This is a genomic window from Kitasatospora sp. NPDC059146 (assembly GCF_042786665.1).
GTDB lineage: Bacteria > Actinomycetota > Actinomycetes > Streptomycetales > Streptomycetaceae > Kitasatospora.
Genome location: NZ_JBHZCY010000010.1, coordinates 13,980 through 40,252 on the forward strand (window position 1 = coordinate 13,980; position 26,273 = coordinate 40,252).

Here is a 26,273-nt window from a genome sequence, read left to right on the forward strand (position 1 = left end):
GCCGGGGATCGCGGCGGCCGTCGGCGATTGTGACGAATGCCTCAGCAATCCCCCCGGAAAAGAAATCCGGCCGGGGTACCCGGTATTCGTCCGGGAATTCTTCGGAACGGCGCCCGGTGTCCCGCAGACCTGCCGGTGGCACCGCCCGAACCGCCGCCCACGTGCTGAAACAGCCGTCTCATCATATGGAAAGCGCCGGTCAGGGCACCCCTGCTCGGTAGACTGGCGCGGACCGCACCCCCCTTTCCCCCGGGGGGTACGGGGGCCTGGAGCCCCCGGAAAACGACACTAGTCGAGGAGCGCACGTGGGCCTTGTCGTGCAGAAGTACGGCGGCTCATCCGTTGCGGATGCCGAAGGCATCAAGCGCGTTGCCCGCCGAATCGTTGACGCCAAGAAGGCCGGCCATGAGGTCGTCGTCGTGGTGTCCGCGATGGGCGACACGACGGACGAGCTCATCGAACTCGCGGAGCAGGTGTCACCGCTTCCTGCCGGCCGTGAGTTCGACATGCTGCTGACCGCTGGAGAGCGCATCTCCATGGCGCTGCTGGCCATGGCGATCAAATCCCTGGGGCACGAGGCCCAGTCCTTCACGGGGAGCCAGGCCGGTGTCATCACGGACTCCGTCCACAACAAGGCACGCATCATCGACGTGACGCCGGGTCGCATCCGCACCGCCCTGGACCAGGGCAACATCGCGATCGTGGCCGGCTTCCAGGGCGTGTCCCAGAGCAGCAAGGACATCACCACGCTGGGCCGCGGCGGTTCGGACACCACCGCCGTCGCGCTGGCCGCCGCGCTCAAGGCCGAGGTCTGCGAGATCTACACCGACGTGGACGGCGTGTTCACCGCCGACCCGCGCGTGGTGAAGAAGGCGCGCAAGATCGACTGGATCGCGTACGAGGACATGCTGGAGCTGGCCTCGTCCGGCTCCAAGGTCCTGCTCGACCGCTGTGTCGAGTACGCGCGGCGCTACAACATCCCGATTCACGTACGCTCGTCCTTCTCGGGTCTTCCCGGGACGATCGTCAGCAACGACAACCCGAACAAGCCCGAAGGGGGCGAGATGGAGCAGGCCATCATCTCCGGGGTCGCCCACGACACCTCCGAAGCCAAGGTCACCGTCGTCGGCGTGCCCGACAAGCCGGGCGAGGCGGCGCGCATCTTCCGCGCCATCGCCGACGCCGAGGTCAACATCGACATGGTGGTGCAGAACGTCTCCGCCGCGTCGACCGGTCTGACCGACATCTCCTTCACCCTGCCGAAGACCGAGGGCCAGAAGGCCATCGACGCGCTCGGCCGGGTCAAGGAGGGCATCGGCTACGAGTCGCTGCGCTACGACGACGCGATCGGCAAGATCTCGCTGGTCGGCGCCGGCATGCGCTCCAACCCGGGCGTCACCGCGACCTTCTTCGAGGCGCTCTCGGCCGCGGGCGTGAACATCGAGCTGATCTCCACCTCGGAGATCCGCATCTCGGTGGTCACCCGCGCCGACGACGTGCCGGAGGCGGTCCGCGCCGTGCACAGCGCCTTCGGCCTGGACAGCGAGAGCGACGAGGCCGTCGTCTACGGCGGCACCGGTCGATGACCCGGGAGCCGGGCGGGGGCACCGGGCGGTGACCCGGCGTCCCAACCTCGCCGTGGTCGGCGCCACCGGCGCGGTCGGCGAGGTGCTGCTCGGCCTGCTCTCGCTCCGTCAGGACGTCTGGGGCGAGGTCCGACTCGTCGCCTCCCCGCGCTCGGCCGGCCGTACGCCGGTCGTGCGCGGGGAGACGGCCCCGGTGGTGCCGCTGACCGAGGAGGCCTTCGCCGGGATCGACGTCGCCGTGTTCGCCGTCCCCGACGAGGTCTCCGCCCAGTGGGCGCCGATCGCGGCGGCCAAGGGCGTCGTGGTGGTCGATGACTCGGCCGCCTTCCGCACCGTCGGGGACGTACCGCTGGTCGTCCCCGAGGTGAACGCGGCCGCGCTGCGGATCCGTCCGCGCGGGATCGTGGCCAGTCCGGCCGGCCCCACGCTGGCGCTGGTCACGGCGGTCGGCGCGCTGCACGCCGAGTACGGGCTGGAGCAGCTGGTGGTGGCCACCTACCAGGCCGCCAGCGGCGAGGGCCGGGCCGGCACCGCGGCGCTGCGCGAGCAGACCGCCCTGGTGGCCGGAACCGAGGTCGGCCGGCAGACCGGCGACCTGCGCGCGGTGATCGCCGACGAGGGGCCGTTCGCGGCCCCGCTCGCCCTGAACGCGGTGCCCTGGACCGGCGGTCTCCAGGACGGCGGCTGGTCCGCCCAGGAGCTGGGCCTGCGCGACGAGGCCCGCAAGGTCCTCGGCCTGCCCGCCCTCAAGGTCTCCGCGACCTGCGTGCGGATCCCGGTGGTGCGCACCCACGCGCTGGCCGTGCACGCCCGCTTCGAACGCGAGGTCAGCCAGGAGCACGCCCAGGACATCCTGCGCGAGACGCCCGGCGTGGTCCTCTACGACGACCCGGCGGCCGGGGAGTTCCCCACCCCGAACGACGCGGTCGGCACCGACCCGGTCTGGGTCGGGCGGGTGCGCCGGGCGCTGGACGAGCCGGACGCGCTCGACCTCTTCCTGTGCGGCGACAACCTGCGCAAGGGGGCCGCGCTCAACCTGGTGCAGATCGCCGAGCTGGTGGCCGCCGAGCTCGCGCTCCGGGCGGACTGAGGGCGGCCGCCGAGCCGGCGCTTCAGGCGGGGCGAGGGCGGCCCGAACTGACGGTGGGGAGGCTCAGGACCCGTCATCGGCCCGGTTCTGAGGGCCCCTTGTGCCCGAGGACGTCCGGACCTGTGTCCGCTCCTCGACACAATCTGTCCGGAATCCCGTGGGAATCCCCTGGAGGCCGCTTCCGCCGATGCGGAAGAATGGCCCCCGGGCTGGGCAACCATGACAGGGGATCGAGTGTCCAACGGGCGTGGCGAACGTGATGGTGGGGGCAAGGGCGGGCATCGGGGCGAGAGCCGTGGTGGCCTTTCCGGCGCGTTCCCCGTGGTCTTCGAGTAGGCCGGAAGACGACCAGATGACGGCGGCCGCACCCGGTGCGGCGGACTCCGGCGCGGGTACCGACGCGGGTACCAGCGAGGACCTGCTCACCGAGACCTACCAGGCGCACTACCGCTCGCTGCTGCGCCTCGCCGCGCTGCTCCTGGACGACCTCTCCACCTGTGAGGACGTCGTGCAGGAGGCCTTCATCCGGGTGCACGCCGCCCGGCGCAGGGTGCGCGAGCCCGAGAAGACCCTGGCCTACCTGCGGCAGACGGTGGTCAACCTGTCGCGCTCCACGCTGCGACGGCGGATCCTCGGCCTGCGACTGCTGCCCAAGCCGATGCCTGACATGGCCAGTGCAGAAGAAGGTGCCTACGATGCCTTGGAGCGCGACCAGCTGAAGGCCGCGTTGAAGGGTCTGCAACGCCGTCAGCGGGAGGTTCTGGTGCTGCGTTACTTCGTGGACATGACGGAGGCGCAGGTGGCCGAGACCCTGGGCATCTCGCTCGGTTCGGTGAAGGCGTACGGCTCACGCGGACTCGCCGCCCTCCGGACCCAGATGGAGGCCGGACATGGCTGACGGCGCCCGCCAGCGGCCAGGGGACGACCACCTCCCGGACTTCTCCGCCGAGGAACGGGCGCTGCGCGAGCTCATGCACCACGCGGTGGACCGGATCCAGCCCGGAGTCGGCGCCCTGCCGCGGATCCGCCAGGCCGTACCCCGGCGGCGGGCCGCCCGGCGCGGGGCCTGGACGGGCGCGGCGGCACTGGCCCTGGCGGTCGCGATCGCGCTGCCCGTCCTGCACGAGGGCGACCACCTCGGACTGTCCGGCGGGCCCGGCTCGGCGAACGCCGGCGGCGCGACCCTCGCCGCCCCCACCGGCAGCGCGATCGGCGGCAGCGCCACCGGCGGGGGCGTACGCCCCGGCCCCGGCGGCGCGGGCAGCACCTCCCCGACCGGCACCGGCAGCGCCTCGCCGAGCCCCGGCGCGGACGCCACCCGCACCGGCCCCGCCACCCCCACCGGGGCCCCCGGCACCGGGGACGGCGGGATCGTCCCGCTCTGCACCCGGGCCGACCTCGGCCAGGGCACCGCCCAGGTCGGCCCCGCGGACACCCAGGGCCGGATCTACGGCTCCTTCACGGTGTACAACGTCTCCGGCCGCAGCTGCCGCCTCGGCGGGCCGGGTGCGGTGGCCGTCACCGACGTCAGCGGCACCGACCGCAACCGGGTCCGCTCCGCCGACCACACCCCCGGCGACCCGGCCGGCAACCTGCCCGCGATGGACGCCGAACCGCCGCTGCTCGCCCCGCAGGCCGGGTACAAGGTGCCGTTCGCCTGGATCCCGGACCAGGGCTGCGGCTCCTCCGGCGGCGCCACCACCGCGCCGACCTCCGGCACCAACCAGGCCTCCCTGACCACCCAGGGCCCCGCCGGCTCCTCCGGCGCGGCCCCGAACTCCGGCACCGGCGCCTCGGCGGCGCCGAGCTCCAACCCGCAGGCCAGCCCCTCGCCCACCTCCGGGCCCACCGCGGCGCCGAGCCCCACCGCCACCCCGAGCGGCAACCCGACCGGCGCCCCGCCCACCGCGACCATCGCCCACACCCCGGCCCCCGGCAGCCCGGCGGTCGCCACGGCCTCGCTGCCGGTCGGGTGCGGGGGGACGCTCTACCGGGGCGGGGTCCAGCCGTCCGGCGGGTCGGCGGCCCGGCCCTCGGGGACGCCCGCGGCGGGCTGAGCCGGGGGCGGCGCGGGCGTCGGTGGTGGAGGACCCGGGCTCGGCGCGGGCGTCGTCGGCGCGGCGTTCTGCGGCCGATCCGGTGGGCGGAGGCGGACCCTGTGGTCCGGCGCGGTGTGAGGAGTGGTTACCGTGGGGGGTGTGTACCGGTTCCTCCTGACTCCGCGCTGGCTGGGCGGCACCGCCCTGGCCGTGGCGGCCGTGGCGGTCTGCGTCTGGCTGGGCTCCTGGCAGCTCGGCCGGTTCGAGGACCGCGTCTCCACTCACCAGGAGACCAAGCAGTCGCTCGCCGCTTCGGGTGAAGCCCGTCCGATCGACGCGCTGCTCGGCCCGGCCACCCCGCAGGTGACCACGGAGACCGTCGGCAAGTCCGTCACGGCCTCCGGGGAGTACGACACCGAGCACCAACTCCTCGTCCCCAACCGGGTGTTGGACGGCAAGCAGGGCTACTACGTGCTGACCCCGCTGCGCACCGCCGACGGACACGCCGTCGCCGTGGTGCGGGGCTGGGCGCCCGGCGACCCGCCCGCCGACCCGTCCGGCGCCGCCCACGCGGTCGGGCTGGCCCCCACCGGGCCGGTGACGGTGACCGGGCGGCTCCAGGCCAACGAGTCGGTCGGCAGCAACGGCGCGGTCGCGGGCGGCCTGCCCACCGGGCAGCTCGGCATGATCAACCGGGCCTCGCTGCTGAACGTGCTGGAGTACGACGGCTGGTACGACGGCTGGGTCTCCGCCGACCAGGTGCCCGCCGGGCTGACCGCCGTACCGACCGTCCAGCCGCAGGGCGGGGACGGGCTCACCCTGCGGGCCTTCCAGAACCTGGGCTACACGCTGGAGTGGTTCGTCTTCGGCGGGTTCGTGGTCTTCATGTGGTTCCGCCTGGTGCGCCGGGAGGCGGAGGCGGAGCAGGACCGGGCCCTCGGGCTGGACCCGGTCCTGGACTGAGCCGCCCGGTCAGCGGGTCGGCCTGCCGGGGGGCGGGGTGGGCACCGGGGTCGGCTTGAGCGGTGCGGTCGGTGCGCCGGTCGGTGTGATCGGTGCTGCGGGGCCGGTCGGGGGCCCCGACGGGGTCGACGAGCTGCCTCCGCTACCTCCGCTACCGAAGGGCGTCGCCGTGTCCTCGTCCACCGGCGTGCTCCCGCCGCGGCAGTGGCCGCGCCCGGCCGACCCGTTGTTCGAGCCGTAGTGGTCGATGTGGTGGTGCGTGGAGCGACCGCCGCCCTTCGAACCGCTGGAGCCGCTCGAACCGCCGGAGCTGCTGGAGCCGTGCGAACCGCCGGAACTGCCGGAACTGCTGGACCCGCCGGAGCCGTGCGATCCGCCGCGCTCGGCCGCGTCCTCCTCAGCGCCCGGCTGGTAGGACGCCCGGAGGACCGTCGCCCCGGCCACCGGCGCGCTCGCCCGGGTCGCCGAGCCGCTGGGCGCGGGCGCCGGGTGCGCGGCGGGAGCCGTGGGTGTGGCCGGCGCCGTGGGCGTGGCCGGCACCGGGGCCGTGGCCGGGGGCGGGCAGGCGACCTCGTCGCCGTGCGAGCCCGAGCAGCCGCTCAGCACCAGCACCAGCACCCCGGCCACCGCCGCCCCCGCGACCGCCGACAGACGTCTCACCCAGCCGCTCCGCTGCCGCCGTCGGGGACCCCGAGGTGCCGCCGGACGAAGTCGATCTCCAGCCGCAGCTGCCGGATCCGCTCCTCCACCACCAGCGAGCCGTGCCCGGCGTCGTACCGGTACACCTCGTGCGGCTTGTCGAGCTGCTCCAGCCGCTCGACGTAGTTCTCGATCTGCTGGATCGGGCAGCGCGGGTCGTTGACCCCGGCGCTGATGTACACCGGCACCCGCACCTGCTCGACGTAGCTCAGCGGCGAGGAGGCGGTGAAGCGCTCGGGCACCTCCTCGGGGGTGCCGCCGAAGAGGGTGCGGTCGAGCGACTTGAGCGCCTCCATCTCGTCGGCGTACGCGGTGTGGTAGTCCGCGACCGGTACCGCGGCGACGCCCAGCGACCAGCTGTCGGGCTGCACGCCCAGGCCGAGCAGGGTCAGGTAGCCGCCCCAGCTGCCGCCGGTGAGCACCAGTCGCCGCGGGTCGGCGAGGCCGCTGGAGACGGCCCACTCCCGGACCGCCGCGATGTCCTCCAGCTCGATCAGGCCGACCCGCTCGTGCAGCGCGTCCGTCCAGGCCTGGCCGTAGCCGGTCGAGCCGCGGTAGTTGACCCGGACCACCGCGAAGCCGTGGTCCAGCCAGGCGGCCGGTCCGGCGGCGAAGGAGTCGCTGTCGTGGTGGGTCGGGCCGCCGTGGACCTCGAAGACCGTCGGGTACGGCCCCGGGCCCCCGGTCCGCGGGCGCTGCACCAGGGCGTGCACCCGCCCGCCGGGACCGTCCACCCAGACGTCCTCGACCGGGACGGAGCCGGGCGGCACCGGGCCGGGCGCCCGCAGCACGACCGCACCCGCGGTGGAGCGGACGGCGGAGGGCTCGGCGGCCGAGGACCACAGGTACTCGACGGTGCCGTCCGGGCGGGCGGTGGCGCCGCCGACCGTGCCGCGCGGGGTCTCCAGGCGGGTCAGCCGGCCGTCCGCGAGGTCGTACGTGAACAGCTCGCTGCGCGCCTCGTACTCGTGCTCGACCAGCAGCGCCCCGGCGCCGGGGCGCCACTGCGCGGAGACGTCGCCGGGCAGCTCGCGGCCCTGCTCGTCGCGGAGCGGGAGGGCGGTCTCGGCGCCGGTCGCGACGTCCCAGATCATCGGCTCCCAGCGGCCGGTGCGCTGGTGGGCGACCAGCAGCCGGGTGTCGCCCTCGACCGGGGCGAAGCCCAGGCAGGCGACGCCGCGCGGCTCGTCCCGGCCGGTGACCTCGTCCAGTTCGGCGACGGTCTCGATCCCGTCCCCGGTGAGCCGGACCACCCGGATGGCGGAGTGCATCGCGTCGCCGTGCTCGGTGTGGTCGACGGCCAGCAGGGTGGCGTCGTGGCTGAGGTCGCCGACGCCGCCGTACTCCTCGTGCCGGTAGATCTCGACCGGCGCGGCCGCGCCCGGTCGGCGCAGGTGCAGGGTGGTGCCGTCCTCGTCGGTGGAACGGCCGACGACCACCGTGCCGTCGCGGCCCAGCGCCAGGCCGGCCGAGTAGGAGGCGGCGAGGCCGGGCACGGCCTCCTCGTCCGGGCCGCCCGCGAAGGGCTGGCGGCGCCAGACGCCGAACTCGTCACCGTCGTGGTCGTCGAACCACCAGACCCAGGCGCCGTCCGGGGACAGCTCGGCGTCGGTGGTGCCGTTCGGCCGGTCGGTGACCTGGCGGTGGGAGCCGGTGGCACGGTCCCAGGCGTAGACCTCGTAGGTGCCGGTCGCGTTGGACACGTACAGCGCCCGGTCGGGGGCGTCCTCGGCCCAGTCGGGCAGTGACACCCGGGCCGCCCTGAACCGCTGCTCCCACGCCGGTACGGTGCTCTTCTCCTCGCTCATCCGACCATCCAACCCGATCGGGGGGACGGAACGGAACGGGCGGGCGGGGATCGCCCCGCCCGCCCGGCTTCCTCCGGCGGCCTGCCCGGGTCGTGCTCCTCGGCGGCCCGCCCGGGTGGTGCTCCCAGGGCGTTCTCCCGGGTCGTGCCCCCGCGACGTTCTCCCGGGTCGTGCTCCTGCGGCATTCACGAACGGCGCGGCACCAGCCGGACCAGGCCCACCAGCACCAGCTCCAGCACCGCCAGCACCGCCGTGCTGCGGACGAAGGCCGCCGTCGGGTCGCCGGCGCCGTAGTAGACCAGGCCGATCAGCGCGACACCGACGGCGCCGCCGACCTGCTGCACGGTTGCCACCGCCCCGGCCGCCGCACCGGCCAGCTGCGGCTCCACGGCCGCCAGGGCGACGGTGGTGACCGGCGCGATCACCAGGCCCATGCCGAGGCCGTCCACGAACAGCCCGGGCGCCAGCCACCAGACGCTGCCGTCCGCGCCGGCGTCGGCGGCGAACGCGAGCAGGCCCAGCCCGGCGGCCATCAGCAGCCCGCCGACGGTGATCGTGCGCGGCTCGCCGAGGCGCGCGGTGACCCGGTGGGTGGCGTTCGAGGTCAGCAGGTAGCCGAGGCCGATCGCGGTGAACACCAGCCCGGCGCCGAGCGCGTCCAGTCTGCGGCCCAGCTGCAGGTGCAGGGCGAGCACCAGGAAGAACGAGGCCTGGCCGAGCCAGAAGACCAGTTGGGCGAGCAGCCCGGTGCCGAAGGCGCGGCCGCGGAACAGCCGGGTGTCCACCAGCGGGGTGCCCCGGCCCGTACTGCGGTGCTGGTGGACGGCGAACGCCACCAGCACGGCGACCGCCGCGCCGAGGCAGAGCAGCGTCCACAGCGGCCAGCCGAGGCCCGGTCCCTGGATCAGCGGCAGCACCAGGGCGGTCAGCCCGACGGTCGCCAGCAGCACCCCGACCGGGTCCAGGCCCGGCCGCTGCGGCGCCCGCGACTCCGGCAGGCAGCGCCGGACGGCGGCCAGCGCGGCCAGGCCGATCGGCAGGTTGATCAGGAAGCAGCTGCGCCAGCCCAGGCCGAGAAGGTCCGCGCGGATCAGCAGCCCGCCGATCAGCTGGCCGAACACCGCGCCGACGCCCATCGTCAGTCCGTACCGGGCGAAGGCCCGGGCCTGCGCGGCGCCGCTGAACGCCGTCCGCAGGATCGCCAGCACCTGCGGGCCCATCAGCGCGGCCGCCAGGCCCTGCGCCACCCGGGCGCCGACCAGCGCGGACGCCGTCGGGGCGAGGCCGCAGCCCGCCGAGGCGAGGGTGAACAGGGACAGACCGAGCGCGAACACCCGGCGCCGGCCGTACCGGTCGCCGAGCCGGCCGGCGGTGACCAGCCCGACGGCGAGGGCCAGGCCGAACCCGGCCATCACCCACTGGACGACCGCCGGGCCGGCGCCCAGATCGGCCTGGACGGAGGGGACGGCGACGTTGACGACGAAGGTGTCGAGGGCGGTCATGAAGGTGGCGGTCAGGATCACCGGCAGCAGGCCCCGGGGGGCGGGTGCCGCCGGGGCGGCGGGGGTAGCGGGGGTAGCGGGCGGAACGGGGGTAGCCGGGCCGGGGGCCTTGGCGGGGGCTTTCAGTGCGGTGCTCAACTCGGGTTCTCCTCTCTCGGGCGCCCCGCCCTCAGGGGGCGGGGCGCCGCCGTGGGGGTGCGGCGCCCCTGGAACCGGCCTGTCCGGTGTTCGGACGGGCGTCTGGTACGGACGTACGTATGGATTGGACGTCCGTTTGGCTCGTACGTCCGTCTTGCTGAGACATCCGCTTGGCTTGGACGCTCGTCTTGCTCGTACGCCCGTCTTGCTCGTACGTCCGTCTTCCTGGTTACGTCCGCCCGGTTCGGACGTCCGTCCCGGACTCAGGCGCCCGGCACGCGGTCCAGGAACCCGTGCACGGTGCCGATCCGGCCCGTCGGCGTGGCCGCGAGCACGTCGAAGCCGATCACCACCGGCTCGGCGCCGGCCGGGCCGAGGTTCCAGGTGAACCGGGCGATGTCGTGGTGGGCGTCCACCGGGCCGAGGGTGAACTCCAGGCCCGGGAACTGGGCCTGGGCCGCGCCGATCAGCGCGTCGATCGCGTCCCGGCCGGCCACGGCGGCCAGCGGGTCGGTGTAGCGGCCGTCCTCGGCCCACACCTCGTCGATCAGCTTGCGGCGGGCAGCCGGGTCGGTCTCGTTCCAGACCGCCAGGTAGCGCTCGGCGAGCTGCTGGAGGGCGGCGGTGGTGATCTCGGTCATGGTTCGTCTCCCGTGTGCCGGTGGGCCGTTGGCGGGTCGTTCCCGCTGCTCACAAAGGTAGGGACGGGCCGCCGCGGGCGAATCGGTCACGGATAGGCATGGGGGTACGTAGGTATTCGCACCCGCCTGTGTAGCCGTTGCGCCGGAGCGCCGGCGGTCGGCTCGGTAGGGTCGGGGCATGCTGTACGGGAGGGAACACGAACAGGTCGCGGTGGACGGCCTGTTGGCGCGGGCGCGGGACGGCGGCGCCGGGGCGCTGCTGCTCCGCGGTGAGGCGGGCATCGGCAAGACCGCCCTGCTGGACGACGCCGTGGCCCGGGCCGGGACGGCCTTCCGGGTGATCAGGGCGGCCGGCGTCGAGTACGAGGCGGAACTGCCCTTCGCCGGGCTGAGCCTGCTGCTTGCTCCCGGCCTGGACCGGCTGGACGTCCTGCCCGGGCCGCAACGGCGCGCCCTGGAGGCGGCGTTCGGGCTCGGCGAGGCGCCCGAGGATCCGGCAGCGGCACCATCTGCCACACCCGCACCCGCCCCCGCCGACCGGCTGCTGGTCGGCCTCGCCACCCTCGGACTGCTCGCCGAACTCGCCGCCGACCAGCCGCTGCTGTGCGTGCTGGACGACGTCCAGTGGCTGGACCGGGCCTCCTTGGACGCCCTGCTGCTCGCCGCCCGTCGCCTCCAGGCCGAAGGGGTGGCCCTGCTACTGGCCGCCCGCACCGAGCCCGGCGCCTCCGTCGATCGCCAACTCGGCCTGCCCGAGGTGCGGGTGACCGGCCTCGCCGAGGCCGATGCCACCCGGCTGCTGGCCGAGCGGGCCGGCCCTGACCTGCCCGCCGCCGTTCGCGACCGCCTGCTCGCCGAAGCCGCCGGGAACCCGCTCGCCCTCACCGAACTCCCCGTCGCCACCGGCCCGCAGGCGCACACCGCGGGCGGGCTGCCGCTCACCAGCCGCCTGCTGATCGCCTTCCACGGCCAGGTCACCGGCCTGCCCCCGGCCACCCAGACCCTGCTGCTGGTCGCTGCTGCGGAGGAGAGCGGCGAGCTGGACGTCCTGCTGCCCGCCGCGGCCGCGCTCGGCGTCGGCGCCGAACACCTCGCCCCCGCCGAGGAATCCGGCCTGGTCACCGTCACCCCCGACCGGCGGATCGCCTTCCGCCACCCGCTGCTGCGCTCCGCGATCCTGCAACGCGCCCCGCACCACCAGCGGCTGACCGTCCACCGCGCCGTCGCCGGGGCACTCCCGGACGGCGACCGCCGCACCTGGCACCTCGCCCTCGCCGCCACCGCCCCCGACGCCGCCCTCGCCGACGCGCTGGAACGCACCGCCGTCCGCACCGGCCGGCGCGGGGGCCACGGCGGCGCGGCCGCGTACGAACGCGCCGCCCGGCTCACCCCCGACCGCGACGCGGCCACCCGCCGACTCGTGCTGGCCGCCGAAGCCGCCACCGAGGAAGGCGAGTTGGAGCGCGCCGAGGCCCTCGCCGACGAGGCCGCCGCCCGCACCGACAGCGTCCTCGCGCACGCCCTGCTGGACCACGTCCGGGCCACCGCGCACTTCTGGCGTGGCTCCTACCCGACCGCGTACCGGCTGCTGCTGGACGCCGCCCTCGCGCTCGCCACCTCCTCCGACGCCCCCGACGCTTCCGACGCCCCCGACGTCGTCGAACCCGCCCACGCCGCCCGGATGCTGTTCCAGGCCTTCCACGCCGCCTGGTACGCGGGGGAGGAGCCGGTGGCCGAGGTGCTCGACCGGCTCGCCGCCCTCCCGCTCGGCGACGACGACCCCGTCGCCCCGCTCGCCCGCTACCTCCCCGCCGCCGTCCTCCCGGCCCTCGGCCGACCCGCCGCCGCAGCGGCACCCGCCGCCGCCCTGCCCCCGGCCCGGGAGGCCGTCGAAGCCGCCCGCCGGGCCGGCGCCGAGAGCCCCGCCGACCTGGTCCAACTCTGCGGCGCCACCCTCGTCCTGGGCCGCGACGAGGAGACCGTCGACCTCGGCGGCGAACTCGTCGCCGAGGCCCGCGCCAAGGGCACCCTCGGCGTGATGCCCACCCTGCAGTTCTTCCTCGCCGAGGCCGAGCTCTTCCACGGCCGCCACGCCGACGCCGAACTCACCGCCACCGAGGCCCTGGACCTCGCCCGGGACACCGGCCAGCACCAGTGGGTCAGCCAACTCAGCGCCCTGCTCGCCTACCTGGCCGCCCTCGACGGCCGCACCGAACGCTGCACCGAACTGGCCACCACCGCGCTCGCCACCACCGGCCCGCAGACCGCCGCCCCCGCCGCCGGCCGCCCCTGGGCACACTGGGCCCTCGCCCTGCTCGACCTCGGCCAGGGCCGCGCCGCAGGCGCCGCCGACCGCCTCCAGGCCCTCACCACCGGCCCGCACCGGCACCACGTCAGCGCCACCCGAGCCGTCCCTGACCTGGTCGAAGCCGCCGTCCGCCTCGGCACCCCGGACCGCGCCGCCGAGGCCTACGAACGCTTCGCCCGCTGGACCACCGCCGCCGACCGCCCCTGGGCCCAGGCACTACGCCTGCGCTGCCAGGCCCTGCTCGGCCCGGACGAACTCGCCGAACCCGCCTACCGCGCCGCCCTCGACCTCCACGCCACCACCCACCGCCCCTTCGAACAGGCCCGCACCGCCCTGCTCTACGGCGAATGGCTCCGCCGCACCCGCCGCCGCACCGACGCCCGCCCCCACCTCACGGCCGCCCTCGAAGTCTTCGACCGCCTCGCCGCCCACCCCTGGTCCACCCGCGCCCGCACCGAACTCTCCGCCACCGGCACCCCGGCCCCCACACCCCGGCCCTCCCAGACCCTCCCGAACGCCCTGACCCCCCAGGAACTCCAGATCGCCCGCCTGGCCGCCCAGGGCCTCACCAACCGCGACATCGCCGCCCAACTCTTCCTCAGCCCCCGCACCGTCGCCCACCACCTCTACAAGGCCTACCCCAAACTCGGCATCACCTCCCGCACCGCCCTCCCCACCACGCTCTGACACGGGGAGAGGCAGCAGCCATCGCGGACCGACCCGCACGGGCACCCGGCGGGCATGCAGAGCGGAGCCGCCCCGTCCGGGCCCCGGCCCCCCGCCCCCGACGGGCCCCGGATGTACACGGGCAGCGGACGGGGTTCCGGAGCTCCTCCGGATACAACGTCAGAGGGCCCATCGGATCTCTCCGATGGGCCCTCTGTACTGGGTCGGGGTGGCGGGATCTGAACCCACGGCCTCTTCGTCCCGAAGCAACAAAGGCACTTCTCAGAGCTGAGGTCAGAGTGCTGTTGACCTGGGCACACCGTCTCTGAGCGTCCGTGGTCGTCCGCCGGCGTACGGGATCGTTGTAGCGCAGTTAGACACTCAGTCGCGGGGCTGGAGTCAGTTCTCGATCACCCCAGAACCTTGCGGCAGGTAACGCTGCTCCTTCTAGTGGCTAGAGGTACGATCGGCAGTTACTTAAGATCCATCTGGGAGTCGATTTCTCGGAATCCCTGCAGGACCTCATTGACTGTCTTTAGCTCCTTTTGCGGGTCGATCTGCACTTGCATCTTGGCGCCCTTGTGAGCGGCATCTCCCCGTGTCGTTGCCCACGCCTCAGTGACTGCCAGCCAGTCCGGGTTAATCTCGTCATCAGAGAATCCGATGGGAAGAAGCATGCGAAGCAAGTTCTTTTCCTTTATCCCATGATTCTGATTTCTCACGTATCGATTAATATCATTCCGTGCCGCCTGGACCCTGGCTTTCAGGGTGGGGAACTTCTCTCGTTTGGTGGCGGCCTCATTGAGAGAGGCTGGTATCAAGGGCGCCAACTCCCTGTAGGCGACAGCTGCCAGCAGGGCCTGTGAGATCTTGCCCTGTTGTTCCCAGCGAGCGACCGCCCCATCTACAACCTCTATGACACGGTCTTCAATGAAGGACTCAAACTCCGCGTGGGCGAGCACCTTAAATGCGCGGGCTTGCTCATAGATAATCTCATCGTATAGGCCGATGGGATCGAAGCTCTTGGGTAGGAAGTACTCCGTGAGCTCGCCGATCCTCTTCTCAAGTTCCTGGAAACGCGAGGATGTCAATCTAGACCCCTATCGCACCAGGCGGTTTTCGCGCAGCTCGGGAGTGTCCAGTTTCATACCGATCGCTTCGCCGAGAGCCTCGCCCCAGAGAGAGAGTCGGCGATGGGTTGCAACGGGCGTCTTTGTTGTCGTCTGAATTGACTCAACAAACCGCTGGCTAGTGTCACAGAGGTTTCGAAAGGCCATCTCTACGGCCTTCTTGTCCGCCGCAGCCTTGGTTCGAACTGCCTCTTCGGAGAAGTAGTAGGTCATGGCGTCGAAGACGGCTCGATTGAAGCGCCCTTCATACTTGCCGGAAGCCCAGCGGTAGAAGGCGTTTTCCCCAAATACTTCGAATGTTGCCTCAATGGCACTGTTGCAGCTTTCGCCAACCTGTCGAATTCGAGACTCTTCGCTTTCCCAGGCTGAGTTTAGGAGGCTCACGGTGTCATCAAGGAATTTCTTGAGATTTCCAGAGTACTCATCGAGGGCGAACTCGAATCCGAAGTACCTGAGGAGGATTTCGACATCCCGCATGCGAAAGTCTGGCTTATCGATCCGCAGGGCAGCTCGGAGCCATTCGCTTTCAGAGGCCCAGTCGTCCAAAAAGTCGGTAAACGGGCCAGGGTGAAGTGCTTGGCGAAGCTCCTGGGGGGATAGCTTGACGCTCCCTGTGTTCAGGCGCAGGAAAACGAGATTGAGGAAGTCTTCGTTTGGCCATCGGCGAACAACGACAGTCCGAATCGTCTCATTCAGGAGAGCATTGAGATCATCGTCATATTTGCCATCATTCTCCATCTTTTTGAGAGTGGCTAGCCTCAGGTCCTCGCGCACTTCGAGTCCCGTGAGAGAGAAGCCCTTGAAGTCTTCCTCTTCTTCCGAGACTGCGAAAGAAGACCCGGCTGCAAACTGCCGGAGGGCAAGTAGGCGCTGCTTTCCATCGAGGACAATAAACTTTCCTCGACGATTCTTGTCTTCAGCAAGGACGATTTGTGGAATCGGGAGGCCGAGGATCAAGGACTCGATGAATCGACTCTTTCTCGGCTTATTCCATGCGTCCCGCCGCTGAAATCGAGGATTTAGCTGAATATTGCCTCGACGGAGCTGGCTGAGGATCGTCTCTGTGGTCCAGTCGGTATCAGTGACGACTGCGCGCGTTACCTCTTCTGAGGTAACTGCAGCTGCTGTGTCGTCCTCCTCGCCGTCTGCGTCGTCCCATTCTGCGTCGCTGTAGCTCTGCACTTCTCCTCCAAGCCTGCGCCGGCGGCAGGTAGCCCTAGTCCGCATTGTGACCATCAGTCTGGCAGATTTGCCCTTTGCGGGGGATGAGTATGCGGGTCCACATGCTCGCAGCGGTAGGACGGGGCGCCCTTGACACCGACCCCGCCGCCGAGCCCCTGCACGTGCTCCGCTTCGGGCCCCAACTCGACGCCCAAGGTGTGCTCGTCGGTTCCCCGCAGGCCGCCCGCTGCGTCCGGTACCTGACCAAGTACCTCACCAAGTCCGTCGCCGAGTGCCACACCCCGGCCAGCGAGTCCGAGACCGACCACGTCGACCGCCTCGCCGCCGAACTCCGCTACGAACCCTGCTCGCCGACCTGCGCCAACTGGCTCCTCTACGGCCTCCAGCCCAAGAACGCCCACCCCGGCCTACGCCCCGGCGCCTGCCGCTCCCGCGCCCACAAGCGCGAACACCTCGGCTACGGCGGCCGCCGGGTCCTGGTCTCCCGCAAATGGTCCGGCAAGACCCTCACGGACCACCGCGCCGAACGCCGCGCCTGGGTCCTGGAAGTCCTCGGCGACACCGCCAACCGAACCGAGCCCAACCGCTACGTCTGGGAGCCCGTCCGCCCCGGCGACCCCGACATGTCACCCCTTGCCACCCGGCTCCTGCGCGCTGTCGCCGAACGCGTCCGCTGGCGCCAGGCCCTGGACGAAGCCCTGGCCCGATCGGAAGGAGCGCCATGTCTGACGACGACCTGATGACCGTCCGCGAGGTGATGGCCCGGCTGAAGCTCGGGCGCTCGGCGGTCTACGACCTGATCCGTTCCAAGCGGCTCGGCTCGATCACGATCGGGCGCGCCCGCCGCATCCCGTACGGCGCCTACCGCGCCTTCGTGGCCTCCCAGTTGAAGGAGACGGCCTGATGGCCCAGAAGAACCCCAGTACCGCCCGCCGCAGTAGGGGAGACGGGGGCCTCCACTGGGACGAGAAGCGCCAGCGCTGGATCGCTACCGCCAGCCTCGGCTTCGACCCGAGCGGCAAGCGCATCATGAAGCGCGGCAGCGGCAAGACCAAGACCGAGGCGAAGAACAAGCTGAAGGAAGTCCTGAGGGATCACGAAGACGGCTTGGCAATCGCGCCCACCAACTACACCGTGGCGAACGCGGTGGACGACTGGCTGACGTACGGCCTGGCGGGCCGGGACGAAGAGACCGTGAAGACCCTGGCCATCCTCAGCCGGACGCACGTGATCCCAAGTCTCGGCGCCCGTAAGCTGCGCGACCTGAGTGCGGAGGACGTCGACCGGTGGTTGGCCGACAAGTCCAAGTCCCTGAGCACGCGGACCTTGCAGGGCCTCCGCTCCTGCCTGAACCGGGCCGTCAAGCGCGCCATGGCCCGGGACAAGGTCAAGCGCAACGTGGTCGAGCTGTGCTCCGTCCCCACCGGTCAGCCCGGCCGGCCGTCGAAGGCGCTGACGTTCGCTCAGGCGGAGGCGGTCCTGAAAGCGGCCTAGAAGACCTCCATGTGCGCCTACGTCGTGGTCTCCCTACTCACGGGTGCTCGGACGGAGGAACTTCGGGCGCTGACCTGGGACCACGTCTTCCTGAAGGGCCAGTCCGAGACGACTCCACCGGTCCCGCCCCACATCGCCGTATGGCGGTCGGTTCGGGCCGGCGGCGACACCAAGACCCGCAAGTCCCGGAGGACGCTCGCGCTCCCTGCCCGGTGTGTCGAAGCGCTCTGGGATCACTGGGTCGATCAGGGCTGGGATCGCCTCGCCGCTGGCGACAAGTGGGAGGAGAACAACCTGGTCTTCCACTCCGCGGTCGGCACCGAGCTGGACCCGTCCCACGTCCGCCGGGCCTTCCGCGCCGCCATCACCAAGGCCGAGGGGGTGAACGCCGCCGAGTGGACGCCGCGTGAGCTGCGCCACAGCTTCGTGTCCCTGCTCTCGGACAGCGGCGTGCCCCTGGAGGAGATCTCCCGATTGGTCGGGCACTCCAGTACGTCGGTCACGGAGGAGGTCTACCGGAAGCAGATCCGCCCGGTGATCCAGACCGGTGCGACGGTCATGGACGACATCTTCAAGCAAGGCACTGAGGCTTAGTCACTCAGTTAGTAGCGCAGAACGAGGGAGGGCCCTACCGGATTTCTCCGGCAGGGCCCTTACCTGCAACTACTGGGTCGGGGTGGCGGGATTTGAACCCACGGCCTCTTCGTCCCGAACGAAGCGCGCTACCAAGCTGCGCCACACCCCGGTCATTCTGTTTGTCGCTCCGTCTCCTTCGCGACGAGTAGAACTCTACCGGACGCTCGCCGAGACACGAAATCCGGTTTCGGGCGGGCGTCCGGTCGGGGTCAGCGGGGGGCCGGGGTGAGGGTGAGGAGGGTGGCTTCCGGGGGGCAGGCGAAGCGGATCGGGGTGTAGCGGTTGGTGCCGCAGCCGGCGGAGACGTGGAGGTAGGAGCGGTGGCCGCCGGCCTTGTGGGTGGAGAGGCCCTTGACCCGGCGGGTGTCGAGGTCGCAGTTGGTGACCAGGGCGCCGTAGAAGGGGATGCAGAGCTGGCCGCCGTGGGTGTGGCCGGCCAGGATCAGCGGGTAGCGGTCGGCGGTGAAGGCGTCGAGGACGCGCAGGTAGGGGGCGTGCACGACGGCGAGGGAGAGGTCGGCGTCGGCGGAGGGGCCGCCGGCGACGGCGGCGTAGCGGTCGCGGCGGATGTGCGGGTCGTCGAGGCCGGTGAACTCGAGGTCGAGGCCGTTGACGGTGAGGCGGCCGCGGGTGTTGGTCAGGTCGAGCCAGCCGGCCGCGTCGAAGCCGTCGCGGAGCTTCTCCCAGGGGTTGTGCACGGCGCCGCTGATGCCGCGGTTGCCGGTGCCGTCGGGGTTGTTCATGCCGTGGACGCCGCTGCGCATGGCCTGGAGGTAGCGGGCGGGGTTCTTGCGGGCCGGCCCGTAGTAGTCGTTGGAGCCGAAGACGTAGACGCCGGGGAAGTCCATCAGCGGCCCGAGGGCGTCGAGGGTGGCGGGGACGCCGAGCGGGTCGGAGAGGTTGTCGCCGGTGTTGACCACGAGGTCGGGGCGCAGGCCGGCGAGGCTCTGCAGCCAGCGCTGCTTCTTGCCCTGCCCGGCCACCATGTGGATGTCGGACACCTGGAGGACCCGGAGGGGCTTGGCGCCGTGGGGCAGGACGGGGACCTCGACGCGGCGGAGCCGGAAGGCACGTACCTCGTACCCGACGGAGTAGGCGAGGCAGGCGGCGCCGGCAGCGGCGACACCGAGGGGGACGGAGTACAGCGGTCGCATCAGCCCATGCTCTCAGACGGTGGATCAGCTGGTGAACGTCCGGTGGCGCGGTGCGGACACGGCCACCGTGACCTGCACCGGGTCGACCGGGTCGACCGGGGCGATCGGGTCGACCGGGGCGGTGGGGTCGGTGTCCCGGCGGGCGCGCAGGGCCCGGACCTTGTTGCGGTTGCCGCAGCGCTCCATCGAGCACCAGCGCCGCCGTCCGGGCCGCGAGGTGTCGACGAAGAGCAGCCGGCAGTCGTGCGCCCGGCATTCCCGGATCCGGTCGGCGTGCGGGCCGGTGAGCAGGGCGATGGCGTCCCGGGCGAGAGTGGAGACGAGCTGGGCGCCGTCGGCGGGCAGCGGGGCGGCCGCGGTGCCGTCCGGGGCGATCCGGGGGACGAGCGGGGGGTGGGCGGCGGCCCGGTTGAGGGCGGCGTGGTCCGCGGGGTCGCCGGGGCGGCCGTGGGCGCGGTCGGCGGCCAGGCGCCAGAGGGCGTCGCGCAGGGTGCGGGCGGCGCCGAGCTGGCCTTCGGTGATCCGTACGGCGCCGGCGGGCAGCCGCAGCCGGGAGCGCGTGAGCCAGTCGGTGAGGTCGGACGGGCGGTGCAGCACTTCGAACCGGGCGTAGGGGCCGGGGCCGCCGGTGGTGAGCAGTTCCAGGCAGAGGGCGCCGGGGTCGAAGTGGAAGCGGGCGCCGGCGGCTGTGGTGAGGACCAGGCCGGTCGGGTGTTCCGCTGCGCCGTCTCCGTCGGTCATGTAACCAGGGTAGGTGGTTACGGACCCGGCGGTCGCGGCCGACCGTTGACGGCGGTGCTTGACGGCAGCCATTGACGGCAGCCGTTGACGGCAAGCGTTGACGGCAGTCGTTAATGGCAAGCGACGGAACGCCCCAGGTGGGAGACTCGGGCCCATGACGACGCTCAAGGCGCAGCTGCAGGAGGACCTCACGGCTGCCATCAAGGACCGGGACGAGTTGCACTCGTCCACCATCCGGCTCACGCTTTCCGCCGTCACCAGCGAGGAGGTGGCGGGCAAGGAGAAGCGCGAGCTGTCCGACGCCGAGGTGCTGAAGGTGATCACCCGCGAGGCGAAGAAGCGCCGCGAGGCGGCCGAGGCCTTCGACCAGGCCGGCCGGGTGGAGCAGGCCGCGCGCGAGCGCGCCGAGGGCGAGGTGCTGGCGGGTTACCTGCCGAAGCAGCTCTCGGACGAGGAGCTGGCCGCGATCGTGGCCGCCGCCGTGGCCGAGAGCGGGGCGAGCGGTCCGCAGGCGATGGGCGCCGTGATGAAGCTGGTGAAGCCGAAGGTGGACGGTCTGGCCGAGGGCGGCCGGGTGGCCGCCGCGGTGAAGGCCGCGCTGCTCTGAGCTGCACGTCACCGCAGCCGTCACCGCCGCCGCGGTCGCCGCTGGCGCCGCAGTGACGGCAGTACCGCCGACACGGCGAAGGGGCGCCCTCCGGAAGATCCGGAGGGCGCCCCTTCGCCGTCGTACCGGGCGGTGCCGGGTCGGTCAGTGCCTGCCGCCGTTGCCGTTCCCGTTGCCATTGCCGTTACCGCCCCCGCCGATCATGCCCGGCGGGAGGGTGAACCCTCCCCCTATCACCCCACCGGGGTTGCCGGGGTTCCCGCCGCCCGGTGCGGGCGGCGGCGGGTTCTGGGCGCCCGGCTGCTGGGCGTTCGGGTCGGTCGTCGGGCTGGCGCCCGCCGGCGGGGTGGCCGGCTGGGGGTCCGGGATGTTGGTGGTCTGGATGGACTCCAGCGGCGAGCCCTTGAGCGCCTGGTTCATGGCCATCTGCCAGATCGGGCCGGGGCCGTCGGCGCCGAACACCTCGTCGAAGTGCTTGCCGCCGATGTTGATGTTCTTCATCTTGACGCCGCCGGCGGGGCCGCCGAGCCAGACCGCGGTGGCCAGCGACGGGGTGTAGCCGTCGAACCAGGCGGCCTTCTTCTCGTCGGTGGTACCGGTCTTGCCGGCGATCTTGCGGCCGTCGTCGAGGCCGAGGGCGGCCGCGGTGCCCTTCTCGGTCACGTTGAGCAGGACGGTGTTGAGCGAGTCCGCGGTCGACTCGGAGAAGGCCTGGCTGCACTGGGACTGCGGGACCTTGAGGTCCTTGCCGTCCACCGTGGTGATCTTGTTGATCGCGATCGGGGTGCAGTACTTGCCGCGGGCGGCGAAGGTCGCGTAGACGTTCGCCATGGTCAGCGGGGAGAGCTCCAGGGTGCCGAGGACCATCGAGGGCACCTCCTGGAACTGGTCGCCCTTCGCCGACTGGGTGATGCCCAGCTTGTTGGCCATCTGCTTCATCGCGCAGAGGCCGACCTGCTGCTCCATCTGCACGAAGTACGTGTTGACCGAGAGCGCCATGGCCTGCTTGAGCTCGTACGGGCCGACCTCGCCGGTCGACTCGTTCTTCACCGTGGCCTTGGGCTTGTCGGTGTTCTTCCAGGTGCTGTTGCAGGTCGACATCTGGGGGTAGTCGATCTTGTTCTCGGACGGGAACGACTGGGTGTTCGACATGCCCGCCTCCAGCGCCGCCGCGGCGAGGATCGGCTTGAAGGTCGAACCGGTCTGGAAGCCGTTGCCGCCGCCCATCGAGGCGTCGACGTTGAGGTTGACGACGGTCTGGTTCTTGTTCGGGTCCAGGCCGTACGGGCGGGTCTGGGCCATCGCCAGGATCTTGCCGGTGCCGGGCTCCATCATGGTCGCCGCGGCCGACACCTGGTCGGTCACGTTGACCTTCTTGGTGACGGCGTTCTGGGCGGCGGCCTGCTTGTCCGGGTCCAGCGTGGTGTAGATGTTCAGGCCGCCGGTGTCCCACAGCTTCTTGCGGTCGTCGGCGTTCTTGCCGAAGGCCGGGTCCTGCTTGACCACGTGGCGCACGTAGTCGCAGAAGAAGCCCATGCCCGCCTGGGCGGTGATGCAGCCGTTCTGCGGGTCCTTGTACTTGAGACCCAGCGGGGCGGCCTTCGCCTCGGCCGCCTGCTGGGGGGTGATGTGCTTGTTCTCCAGCATCTTGTCGATGACGACGTTGCGGCGCTTCACCGTGTTGTCGGGGTAGCGCACCGGGTCGTACTGCGACGGGTTCTGGACCACGCCGGCGAGGGTGGCGGCCTCGGCGACGGTCAGGTCCTTGTTGCTCTTGCTGAAGTAGCGCTGGGACGCGGCCTCGACCCCGTAGGCCTGGTGGCCGTAGAAGGTGATGTTGAGGTAGTTGGTGAGGATCTGATCCTTGGTCAGGTCCTCCTCCAGCTTGATCGCGACCTTGAGCTCCTGGATCTTGCGGCCCAGGGTCTTGCGCTGCGCCTCCAGGACGGCCGCCTGGTCGTCGCCGGCCTTCTCCACGTTGACGTTCTTGACGTACTGCTGGGTGAGGGTGGAGGCGCCCTGGGAGGCGGTGCCGCTCTCCGCGTTCTTGCCGACGGCGCGCAGGACGCCCTTGAGGTCGACGGCGCCGTGCTCGTAGAAGCGGGCGTCCTCGATGTCCACCTGGGCGTGCCGCATGAAGGGCGACATCTGGTCGGCGGTGAGGACGGTGCGGTCGCGCTCGTAGACCTTGGCGATCAGGCCGCCCTTGGCGTCGAAGATCTGGGTCGCCTGGGTGAGCGGCGGGGTCTTGAAGTCGTCGGGGATGTTCTGGAAGCTCTCCGCCGTGTCCTTGGCGGTCAGGCCCATGGCACCGACGGCAGGCAGGGCGAGGCCTGCCAGCAGGACTCCGGAGAGCACGCTGACGCCCAGGAACTTCACGCCGTTGCCGACGTGGTCCATCGGTGATCCGCCGCTCTTGCGTCGCGGAGCTCCGGGATTGCCTGGGGGCTGGGGTGCCGATGGGCGCTTCGGTGCCATGGGGAGAACCCTACGTCCCCGATTCCCGTACATCGGGGCAGGTGTTCGCCTAGGCTTGTCACAAGCTTGCGACAGCTTCGGTGCGTCAACATCGCTCACTCTTGTGAGTGCGGAGACTTGCCCGAATTGCTCACCCTTGTCCGGGTTTTGAGGCAGCTGTGGCCTGTTGTGTTCGAGTGAACGGTTGCGCTGCGTGACGGCGCCTGTGGCGAGAGTGGGGGCCTCACGGCTCGCAAGTGCCGCGACCTGCGATCACTCCAACGAGTGAGATGACAGATACCCATAGTCCGATCGGGTCATTCGAGATTGAGCCCGAAGGGGCTGTTGCAAGCAGTCCATCTTCCGTAACGTCCTCAACTGGCAACGGTGAATATGCCGTTGCCGCCGTGGGGGAGCCTCGAATCATCGGGAGAGGACGGCGCCGGCATGGGCTGGGTTGACGACTGGAGTGCGCAGGCCGCCTGCCGCACGAGTGATCCGGACGAACTGTTCGTCCAGGGGGCGGCACAGAACCGGGCGAAGGCGGTGTGCAGTGGGTGCCCCGTCCGGACGGAGTGCCTCGCGGACGCGCTGGACAACCGGGTGGAGTTCGGGGTGTGGGGCGGGATGACGGAACGCGAGCGCCGGGCGCTGCTGCGCCGCCGCCCGACGGTCATGTCGTGGCGGAGGCTGCTGGAGACCGCCCGCACCGAGTACGAGGAGTCCCTCGCGACCGGCGTGATACTGACGGACTACGCCCAGGCGGGCTGACCCGGGCCGCACCTCGCGGTCCGGGGCTCCCCCCGTTCCGGCCCGGACCACCCGGCCGGAGTGCCCGGACCACTCGGACCGACCCCTACCCGGCCCGGCCCCCACCCGGCCCGGACTACGCCGCGCCCGGACCGCGTCGCGCCACCAGCCGGCCCCCACCGGCCCCGGCCCGGACTACGCCGCGCCGCTGAGTCGACCCCCGATGGCCCGCAGCCCGTCCAGGTCGTGGACGTCACCCGGCAGCGCGGCCACCTCCACGATCGGCACGTCCGGGTACACCGAGACGAACCGGTCCCGGGTCCGCCGCTCGCGCCCCATGATCTGCATCCGCTCGGCGTGCAGCCGCAGCAGTCCGGCCGCCAGCAGCTCCGCCTCTGGCGAGGAGTGCTCCGAGCCGTTCTCCTCCAGGGCCTCGGCCGCCGCCAGCGCCCGCTCCGCGGTGAGCTGCGGCGCGCCCGTGCTGTGCACCCGGTTGAGCACCAGTCCGGCCAGCGGCATCCGGTCAGCGGCGAGCCGGTCCACGAAGTACGCCGCCTCGCGCAGCGCGTCCCGCTCCGGCGCCGCCACCACCAGGAACGCCGTGCCCGGCGCCTTCAACAGCTGGTAGGTGCGGTCGGCGCGCTCGCGGAAGCCGCCGAACATCGAGTCCATCGCGCTGACGAAGGTCTGTACGTCGGTGAGCAGCTGGGCGCCGAAGATCTTGCCCAGGGTTCCGGTGAGCAGTCCCATCCCGGCGTTGAGGAAGCGCATCGCGCTGCGGCCGCCGACCTTGGCGGGCGCGGTCAGGATCCGGATCACCCGGCCGTCCAGGAAGGACCCGAGCCGGTTGGGGGCGTCCAGGAAGTCCAGCGCCGAGCGGGACGGCGGGGTGTCCACGACGATGAGGTCCCACTCCTCGGCGGCGCGCAGCTGCCCGAGCTTCTCCATCGCCATGTACTCCTGCGTGCCCGCGAAACCGGCCGACAGGGACTGGTAGAACGGGTTCTCCATGATCGCCTTGGCCCGTTCGGGCTCGGCGTGGGCCAGCACGACCTCGTCGAAGGTCCGCTTCATGTCGAGCATCATGGCGTGGAGTCGGCCGTCCCCGGCCACCCCCTTGACCACCCGGGGGGTGTTGTCCAGCTCGGTCAGACCCATGGACTGGGCCAGCCGCCGGGCCGGGTCGATGGTCAGCACCACGACCTTGCGGCCGCGCTCGGCGGCCCGCAGGCCGATCGCCGCGGCGGTGGTGGTCTTGCCGACGCCGCCGGAGCCGCAGCAGACGATGATCCGGGTCTTCGGGTCGTCGATCAGCTCGTCCACCGCGAGCCGGTTCCCGCTGCCGCCACCACCCCGGCCGACGCCGCCACCACCCCGGCCCTCGCTGCCGCCACCGCTGCCGCCGTTCGCCGGAGTCACGCCGCCCCCTGCCGCTTGAGTTCGCCCGCCAGCCGGTACAGCCCGCCGAGGTCCACGCCCTCGCCCAGCAAGGGGAGTTCGTACGTCGGGAGCCGCAGCTGCTGCAGGTCGGCCCGCTGCGCGCGCTCCAGTTCGACCCGCTCGGCGTGCTCCCTGGCCTGCTCCAGCAGCGGGTCGATCAGCGGCTCGACCGCCGCCCGGACCGTCTCCGCCTTGCGCGAGCGCCCGCCCAGCCCGGCCTCGCCGAGCGCCAGCGCGACCTCCTCGCGGTGGTCCCCGTCCACCGCGGCCACCGCGGCCGCGTCCAGCAGCGGGGGCCGGACCATGTTGACCATCACCCCGCCCACCGGGAGCTTCGCCTCGCGCAGTTCCGCGAAGCCGTCGACCGTCTCCTGCACCGGCATCTCCTCCAGCAGGGTGACCAGGTGCACCGCCGTCTCCGGGGACCGCAGCACCCGCATCACGGCCTGCGCCTGGGTGTGTATCGGGCCGATCCGGGCCAGCCCGGCGACCTCGGAGTTGACGTTCAGGAACCGGGTGATCCGCCCGGTCGGCGGGGCGTCCATCACCACCGCGTCGTAGCGCCGCCGCCCGTCCGGGCCCTTGCGGCGGGCCGCCTCGCAGGCCTTGCCGGTGAGCAGCACGTCCCGTACGCCGGGGGCGATGGTGGTGGCGAAGTCGACGAAGCCGACCTTCTGCAGCGCCTTGCCGGCCCGGCCGAGCTTGTAGAACATCTCCAGGTACTCGAGCAGCGCCAGCTCGGTGTCGATCGCCAGTGCGAGCACCTCGCCGGGCCCGCCCTCGCCGGCCGGCAGCCCCAGTTGGGGGCGGGAGACCGAGGCGATCCGGCGCTCCTCGTAGGGGAGGGCGGCGATCCCGAACAGCTCGGCGATGCCCTGCCGCCCCTCGACCTCGATCAGCAGCACCCGACCGCCGTCGGCGGCCAGGGCCAGCGCCAGCGCGGCGGCCAGCGTGGTCTTCCCGGTGCCGCCCTTGCCGCTGACCACGTGCAGTCGGACCCCCTCCCAGTCGGGGTCGCGCCGGGTCGCCTGGCCGGGGGTGCGTGCCACGCTGCGTCTCCGTCCGTCTCCGTCCCTGCGGGCGCCCCTCCTGCGGGGTGCCCCTGCCGAGGGGGCCGCTCGCGGACGAGGGCGCCCCTCCACGAGGGTGCCGCTCCGTACGGACGCCCCTCCCTGCGGGTGCCCCCTCGCGAGGACGCCCTCTCGCGAGGGTAACCAGGGAGCGCTCCCGATGCCCGGAGCA

At 72.0% G+C, this 26,273-nt stretch carries 21 protein-coding genes, 1 tRNA gene and 1 pseudogene; 11 read left to right on the forward strand and 12 right to left on the reverse strand.

Annotated elements, in window-relative coordinates; translation table 11 throughout:
* Positions 1–305: 305 nt before the first annotated feature.
* The 5 genes from ACFXPX_RS06330 to ACFXPX_RS06350 all read left to right on the forward strand — a co-directional run bounded on the left by ACFXPX_RS06330 (position 306) and on the right by ACFXPX_RS06350 (position 5,678).
* Positions 306–1,586: an aspartate kinase gene (locus ACFXPX_RS06330; protein WP_375887685.1), complete on the forward strand. Its 1,281-nt coding sequence runs from the start codon at positions 306–308 to the stop codon at positions 1,584–1,586.
* A gap of 28 nt (positions 1,587–1,614) precedes the next feature.
* Complete coding sequence (locus ACFXPX_RS06335) at positions 1,615–2,676, forward strand: aspartate-semialdehyde dehydrogenase (RefSeq protein WP_380639781.1); 1,062 nt, start codon at positions 1,615–1,617, stop codon at positions 2,674–2,676.
* A gap of 352 nt (positions 2,677–3,028) precedes the next feature.
* The gene (locus ACFXPX_RS06340) at positions 3,029–3,574 is read left to right on the forward strand and encodes a SigE family RNA polymerase sigma factor (protein WP_254802531.1); all 546 of its coding nucleotides are present in this window, start codon (positions 3,029–3,031) and stop codon (positions 3,572–3,574) included.
* Positions 3,567–4,733, forward strand: a complete 1,167-nt coding sequence (locus tag ACFXPX_RS06345) for a hypothetical protein (RefSeq protein ID WP_375887680.1) — start codon at positions 3,567–3,569, stop codon at positions 4,731–4,733. The genes ACFXPX_RS06340 and ACFXPX_RS06345 overlap by 8 nt, the downstream gene beginning before the upstream one ends.
* A 141-nt stretch (positions 4,734–4,874) precedes the next feature.
* Positions 4,875–5,678 (forward strand): SURF1 family protein, encoded by an 804-nt coding sequence (locus ACFXPX_RS06350; RefSeq protein ID WP_380639784.1) that lies wholly within the window; start codon positions 4,875–4,877, stop codon positions 5,676–5,678.
* A gap of 9 nt (positions 5,679–5,687) precedes the next feature.
* Here the strand turns inward: ACFXPX_RS06350 and ACFXPX_RS06355 are convergent, their stop codons facing one another.
* The 4 genes from ACFXPX_RS06355 to ACFXPX_RS06370 all read right to left on the reverse strand — a co-directional run bounded on the left by ACFXPX_RS06355 (position 5,688) and on the right by ACFXPX_RS06370 (position 10,466).
* Complete coding sequence (locus ACFXPX_RS06355) at positions 5,688–6,338, reverse strand: hypothetical protein (protein ID WP_380639786.1); 651 nt, start codon at positions 6,336–6,338, stop codon at positions 5,688–5,690.
* Positions 6,335–8,185 carry a S9 family peptidase gene (locus ACFXPX_RS06360; RefSeq protein ID WP_380532139.1) on the reverse strand — a complete coding sequence of 617 codons (1,851 nt, stop codon included), beginning with the start codon at positions 8,183–8,185 and terminating at the stop codon, positions 6,335–6,337. The genes ACFXPX_RS06355 and ACFXPX_RS06360 overlap by 4 nt, the downstream gene beginning before the upstream one ends.
* Positions 8,186–8,370: 185 nt before the next feature.
* On the reverse strand, positions 8,371–9,825 hold the full coding sequence (locus tag ACFXPX_RS06365; RefSeq protein ID WP_380639788.1) for a DHA2 family efflux MFS transporter permease subunit: 1,455 nt from the start codon (positions 9,823–9,825) through the stop codon (positions 8,371–8,373).
* Positions 9,826–10,088: 263 nt separating this feature from the next.
* On the reverse strand, positions 10,089–10,466 hold the full coding sequence (locus ACFXPX_RS06370) for a nuclear transport factor 2 family protein (RefSeq protein WP_380527182.1): 378 nt from the start codon (positions 10,464–10,466) through the stop codon (positions 10,089–10,091).
* 178 nt (positions 10,467–10,644) lie between these two features.
* Between ACFXPX_RS06370 and ACFXPX_RS06375 the strand changes: the two genes are divergently transcribed.
* A complete protein-coding gene (locus tag ACFXPX_RS06375) occupies positions 10,645–13,461 on the forward strand; it encodes an AAA family ATPase (protein ID WP_380639790.1) in 2,817 nt (938 codons plus the stop codon).
* 452 nt (positions 13,462–13,913) lie between these two features.
* Here the strand turns inward: ACFXPX_RS06375 and ACFXPX_RS06380 are convergent, their stop codons facing one another.
* On the reverse strand, positions 13,914–14,531 hold the full coding sequence (locus ACFXPX_RS06380; RefSeq protein ID WP_380639792.1) for a HEPN domain-containing protein: 618 nt from the start codon (positions 14,529–14,531) through the stop codon (positions 13,914–13,916).
* Positions 14,532–14,540: 9 nt separating this feature from the next.
* Complete coding sequence (locus tag ACFXPX_RS06385; protein WP_380639794.1) at positions 14,541–15,752, reverse strand: DUF262 domain-containing protein; 1,212 nt, start codon at positions 15,750–15,752, stop codon at positions 14,541–14,543.
* Positions 15,753–15,853: 101 nt separating this feature from the next.
* On the opposite strand from ACFXPX_RS06385, the gene ACFXPX_RS06390 reads away from it, so the two are divergent.
* From ACFXPX_RS06390 to xerC, 3 genes and pseudogenes are all read left to right on the forward strand, one after another.
* A complete protein-coding gene (locus tag ACFXPX_RS06390) occupies positions 15,854–16,492 on the forward strand; it encodes a replication initiator (RefSeq protein ID WP_380639796.1) in 639 nt (212 codons plus the stop codon).
* A complete protein-coding gene (locus ACFXPX_RS06395; protein ID WP_380639798.1) occupies positions 16,474–16,656 on the forward strand; it encodes a helix-turn-helix domain-containing protein in 183 nt (60 codons plus the stop codon). Before ACFXPX_RS06390 ends, ACFXPX_RS06395 begins: the two co-directional genes overlap by 19 nt.
* Positions 16,656–17,840, forward strand: a pseudogene (xerC, locus tag ACFXPX_RS06400) (tyrosine recombinase XerC). The gene ACFXPX_RS06395 and the pseudogene xerC overlap by 1 nt, the downstream one beginning before the upstream one ends.
* 77 nt (positions 17,841–17,917) lie before the next feature.
* Here xerC and ACFXPX_RS06405 read toward each other — a convergent pair.
* The 3 genes from ACFXPX_RS06405 to ACFXPX_RS06415 form a co-directional block, all read right to left on the reverse strand.
* Positions 17,918–17,991 (reverse strand) — tRNA-Pro (locus ACFXPX_RS06405).
* Between the two features lie 100 nt (positions 17,992–18,091).
* Positions 18,092–19,036: a metallophosphoesterase gene (locus tag ACFXPX_RS06410; protein WP_375887655.1), complete on the reverse strand. Its 945-nt coding sequence runs from the start codon at positions 19,034–19,036 to the stop codon at positions 18,092–18,094.
* Positions 19,037–19,060: 24 nt separating this feature from the next.
* Entirely contained in the window at positions 19,061–19,777 is a 717-nt protein-coding gene (locus tag ACFXPX_RS06415; RefSeq protein WP_380639800.1) for a CGNR zinc finger domain-containing protein, read from the reverse strand.
* 154 nt (positions 19,778–19,931) lie between these two features.
* Here ACFXPX_RS06415 and ACFXPX_RS06420 point away from each other — a divergent pair, with 154 nt between their 5' ends.
* Positions 19,932–20,384: a GatB/YqeY domain-containing protein gene (locus ACFXPX_RS06420; protein ID WP_375887651.1), complete on the forward strand. Its 453-nt coding sequence runs from the start codon at positions 19,932–19,934 to the stop codon at positions 20,382–20,384.
* A gap of 144 nt (positions 20,385–20,528) precedes the next feature.
* Here the strand turns inward: ACFXPX_RS06420 and ACFXPX_RS06425 are convergent, their stop codons facing one another.
* A complete protein-coding gene (locus ACFXPX_RS06425; protein WP_380527174.1) occupies positions 20,529–22,784 on the reverse strand; it encodes a transglycosylase domain-containing protein in 2,256 nt (751 codons plus the stop codon).
* 504 nt (positions 22,785–23,288) lie between these two features.
* On the opposite strand from ACFXPX_RS06425, the gene ACFXPX_RS06430 reads away from it, so the two are divergent.
* A complete protein-coding gene (locus ACFXPX_RS06430; RefSeq protein ID WP_033333275.1) occupies positions 23,289–23,612 on the forward strand; it encodes a WhiB family transcriptional regulator in 324 nt (107 codons plus the stop codon).
* 174 nt (positions 23,613–23,786) lie between these two features.
* Here the strand turns inward: ACFXPX_RS06430 and ACFXPX_RS06435 are convergent, their stop codons facing one another.
* Both ACFXPX_RS06435 and ACFXPX_RS06440 read right to left on the reverse strand, forming a co-directional pair.
* Complete coding sequence (locus ACFXPX_RS06435; RefSeq protein ID WP_380639925.1) at positions 23,787–24,914, reverse strand: ArsA family ATPase; 1,128 nt, start codon at positions 24,912–24,914, stop codon at positions 23,787–23,789.
* Between the two features lie 92 nt (positions 24,915–25,006).
* Positions 25,007–26,080 (reverse strand): ArsA-related P-loop ATPase, encoded by a 1,074-nt coding sequence (locus ACFXPX_RS06440; protein WP_380588266.1) that lies wholly within the window; start codon positions 26,078–26,080, stop codon positions 25,007–25,009.
* Between the last annotated feature and the right edge of the window lie 193 nt (positions 26,081–26,273).

Coding starts and splice junctions, on each gene's coding strand:
- ACFXPX_RS06390 (WP_380639796.1), top strand. CDS start 15,854: ATGCTCGCAGCGGTAGGACGGGGCGCCCTTGACACCGACCCCGCCGCC.
- ACFXPX_RS06370 (WP_380527182.1), bottom strand. CDS start 10,466: ATGACCGAGATCACCACCGCCGCCCTCCAGCAGCTCGCCGAGCGCTAC.
- ACFXPX_RS06430 (WP_033333275.1), top strand. CDS start 23,289: ATGGGCTGGGTTGACGACTGGAGTGCGCAGGCCGCCTGCCGCACGAGT.
- ACFXPX_RS06420 (WP_375887651.1), top strand. CDS start 19,932: ATGACGACGCTCAAGGCGCAGCTGCAGGAGGACCTCACGGCTGCCATC.
- ACFXPX_RS06340 (WP_254802531.1), top strand. CDS start 3,029: ATGACGGCGGCCGCACCCGGTGCGGCGGACTCCGGCGCGGGTACCGAC.
- ACFXPX_RS06375 (WP_380639790.1), top strand. CDS start 10,645: ATGCTGTACGGGAGGGAACACGAACAGGTCGCGGTGGACGGCCTGTTG.
- ACFXPX_RS06360 (WP_380532139.1), bottom strand. CDS start 8,185: ATGAGCGAGGAGAAGAGCACCGTACCGGCGTGGGAGCAGCGGTTCAGG.
- ACFXPX_RS06395 (WP_380639798.1), top strand. CDS start 16,474: ATGTCTGACGACGACCTGATGACCGTCCGCGAGGTGATGGCCCGGCTG.
- ACFXPX_RS06415 (WP_380639800.1), bottom strand. CDS start 19,777: ATGACCGACGGAGACGGCGCAGCGGAACACCCGACCGGCCTGGTCCTC.
- ACFXPX_RS06425 (WP_380527174.1), bottom strand. CDS start 22,784: ATGGACCACGTCGGCAACGGCGTGAAGTTCCTGGGCGTCAGCGTGCTC.
- ACFXPX_RS06345 (WP_375887680.1), top strand. CDS start 3,567: ATGGCTGACGGCGCCCGCCAGCGGCCAGGGGACGACCACCTCCCGGAC.
- ACFXPX_RS06410 (WP_375887655.1), bottom strand. CDS start 19,036: ATGCGACCGCTGTACTCCGTCCCCCTCGGTGTCGCCGCTGCCGGCGCC.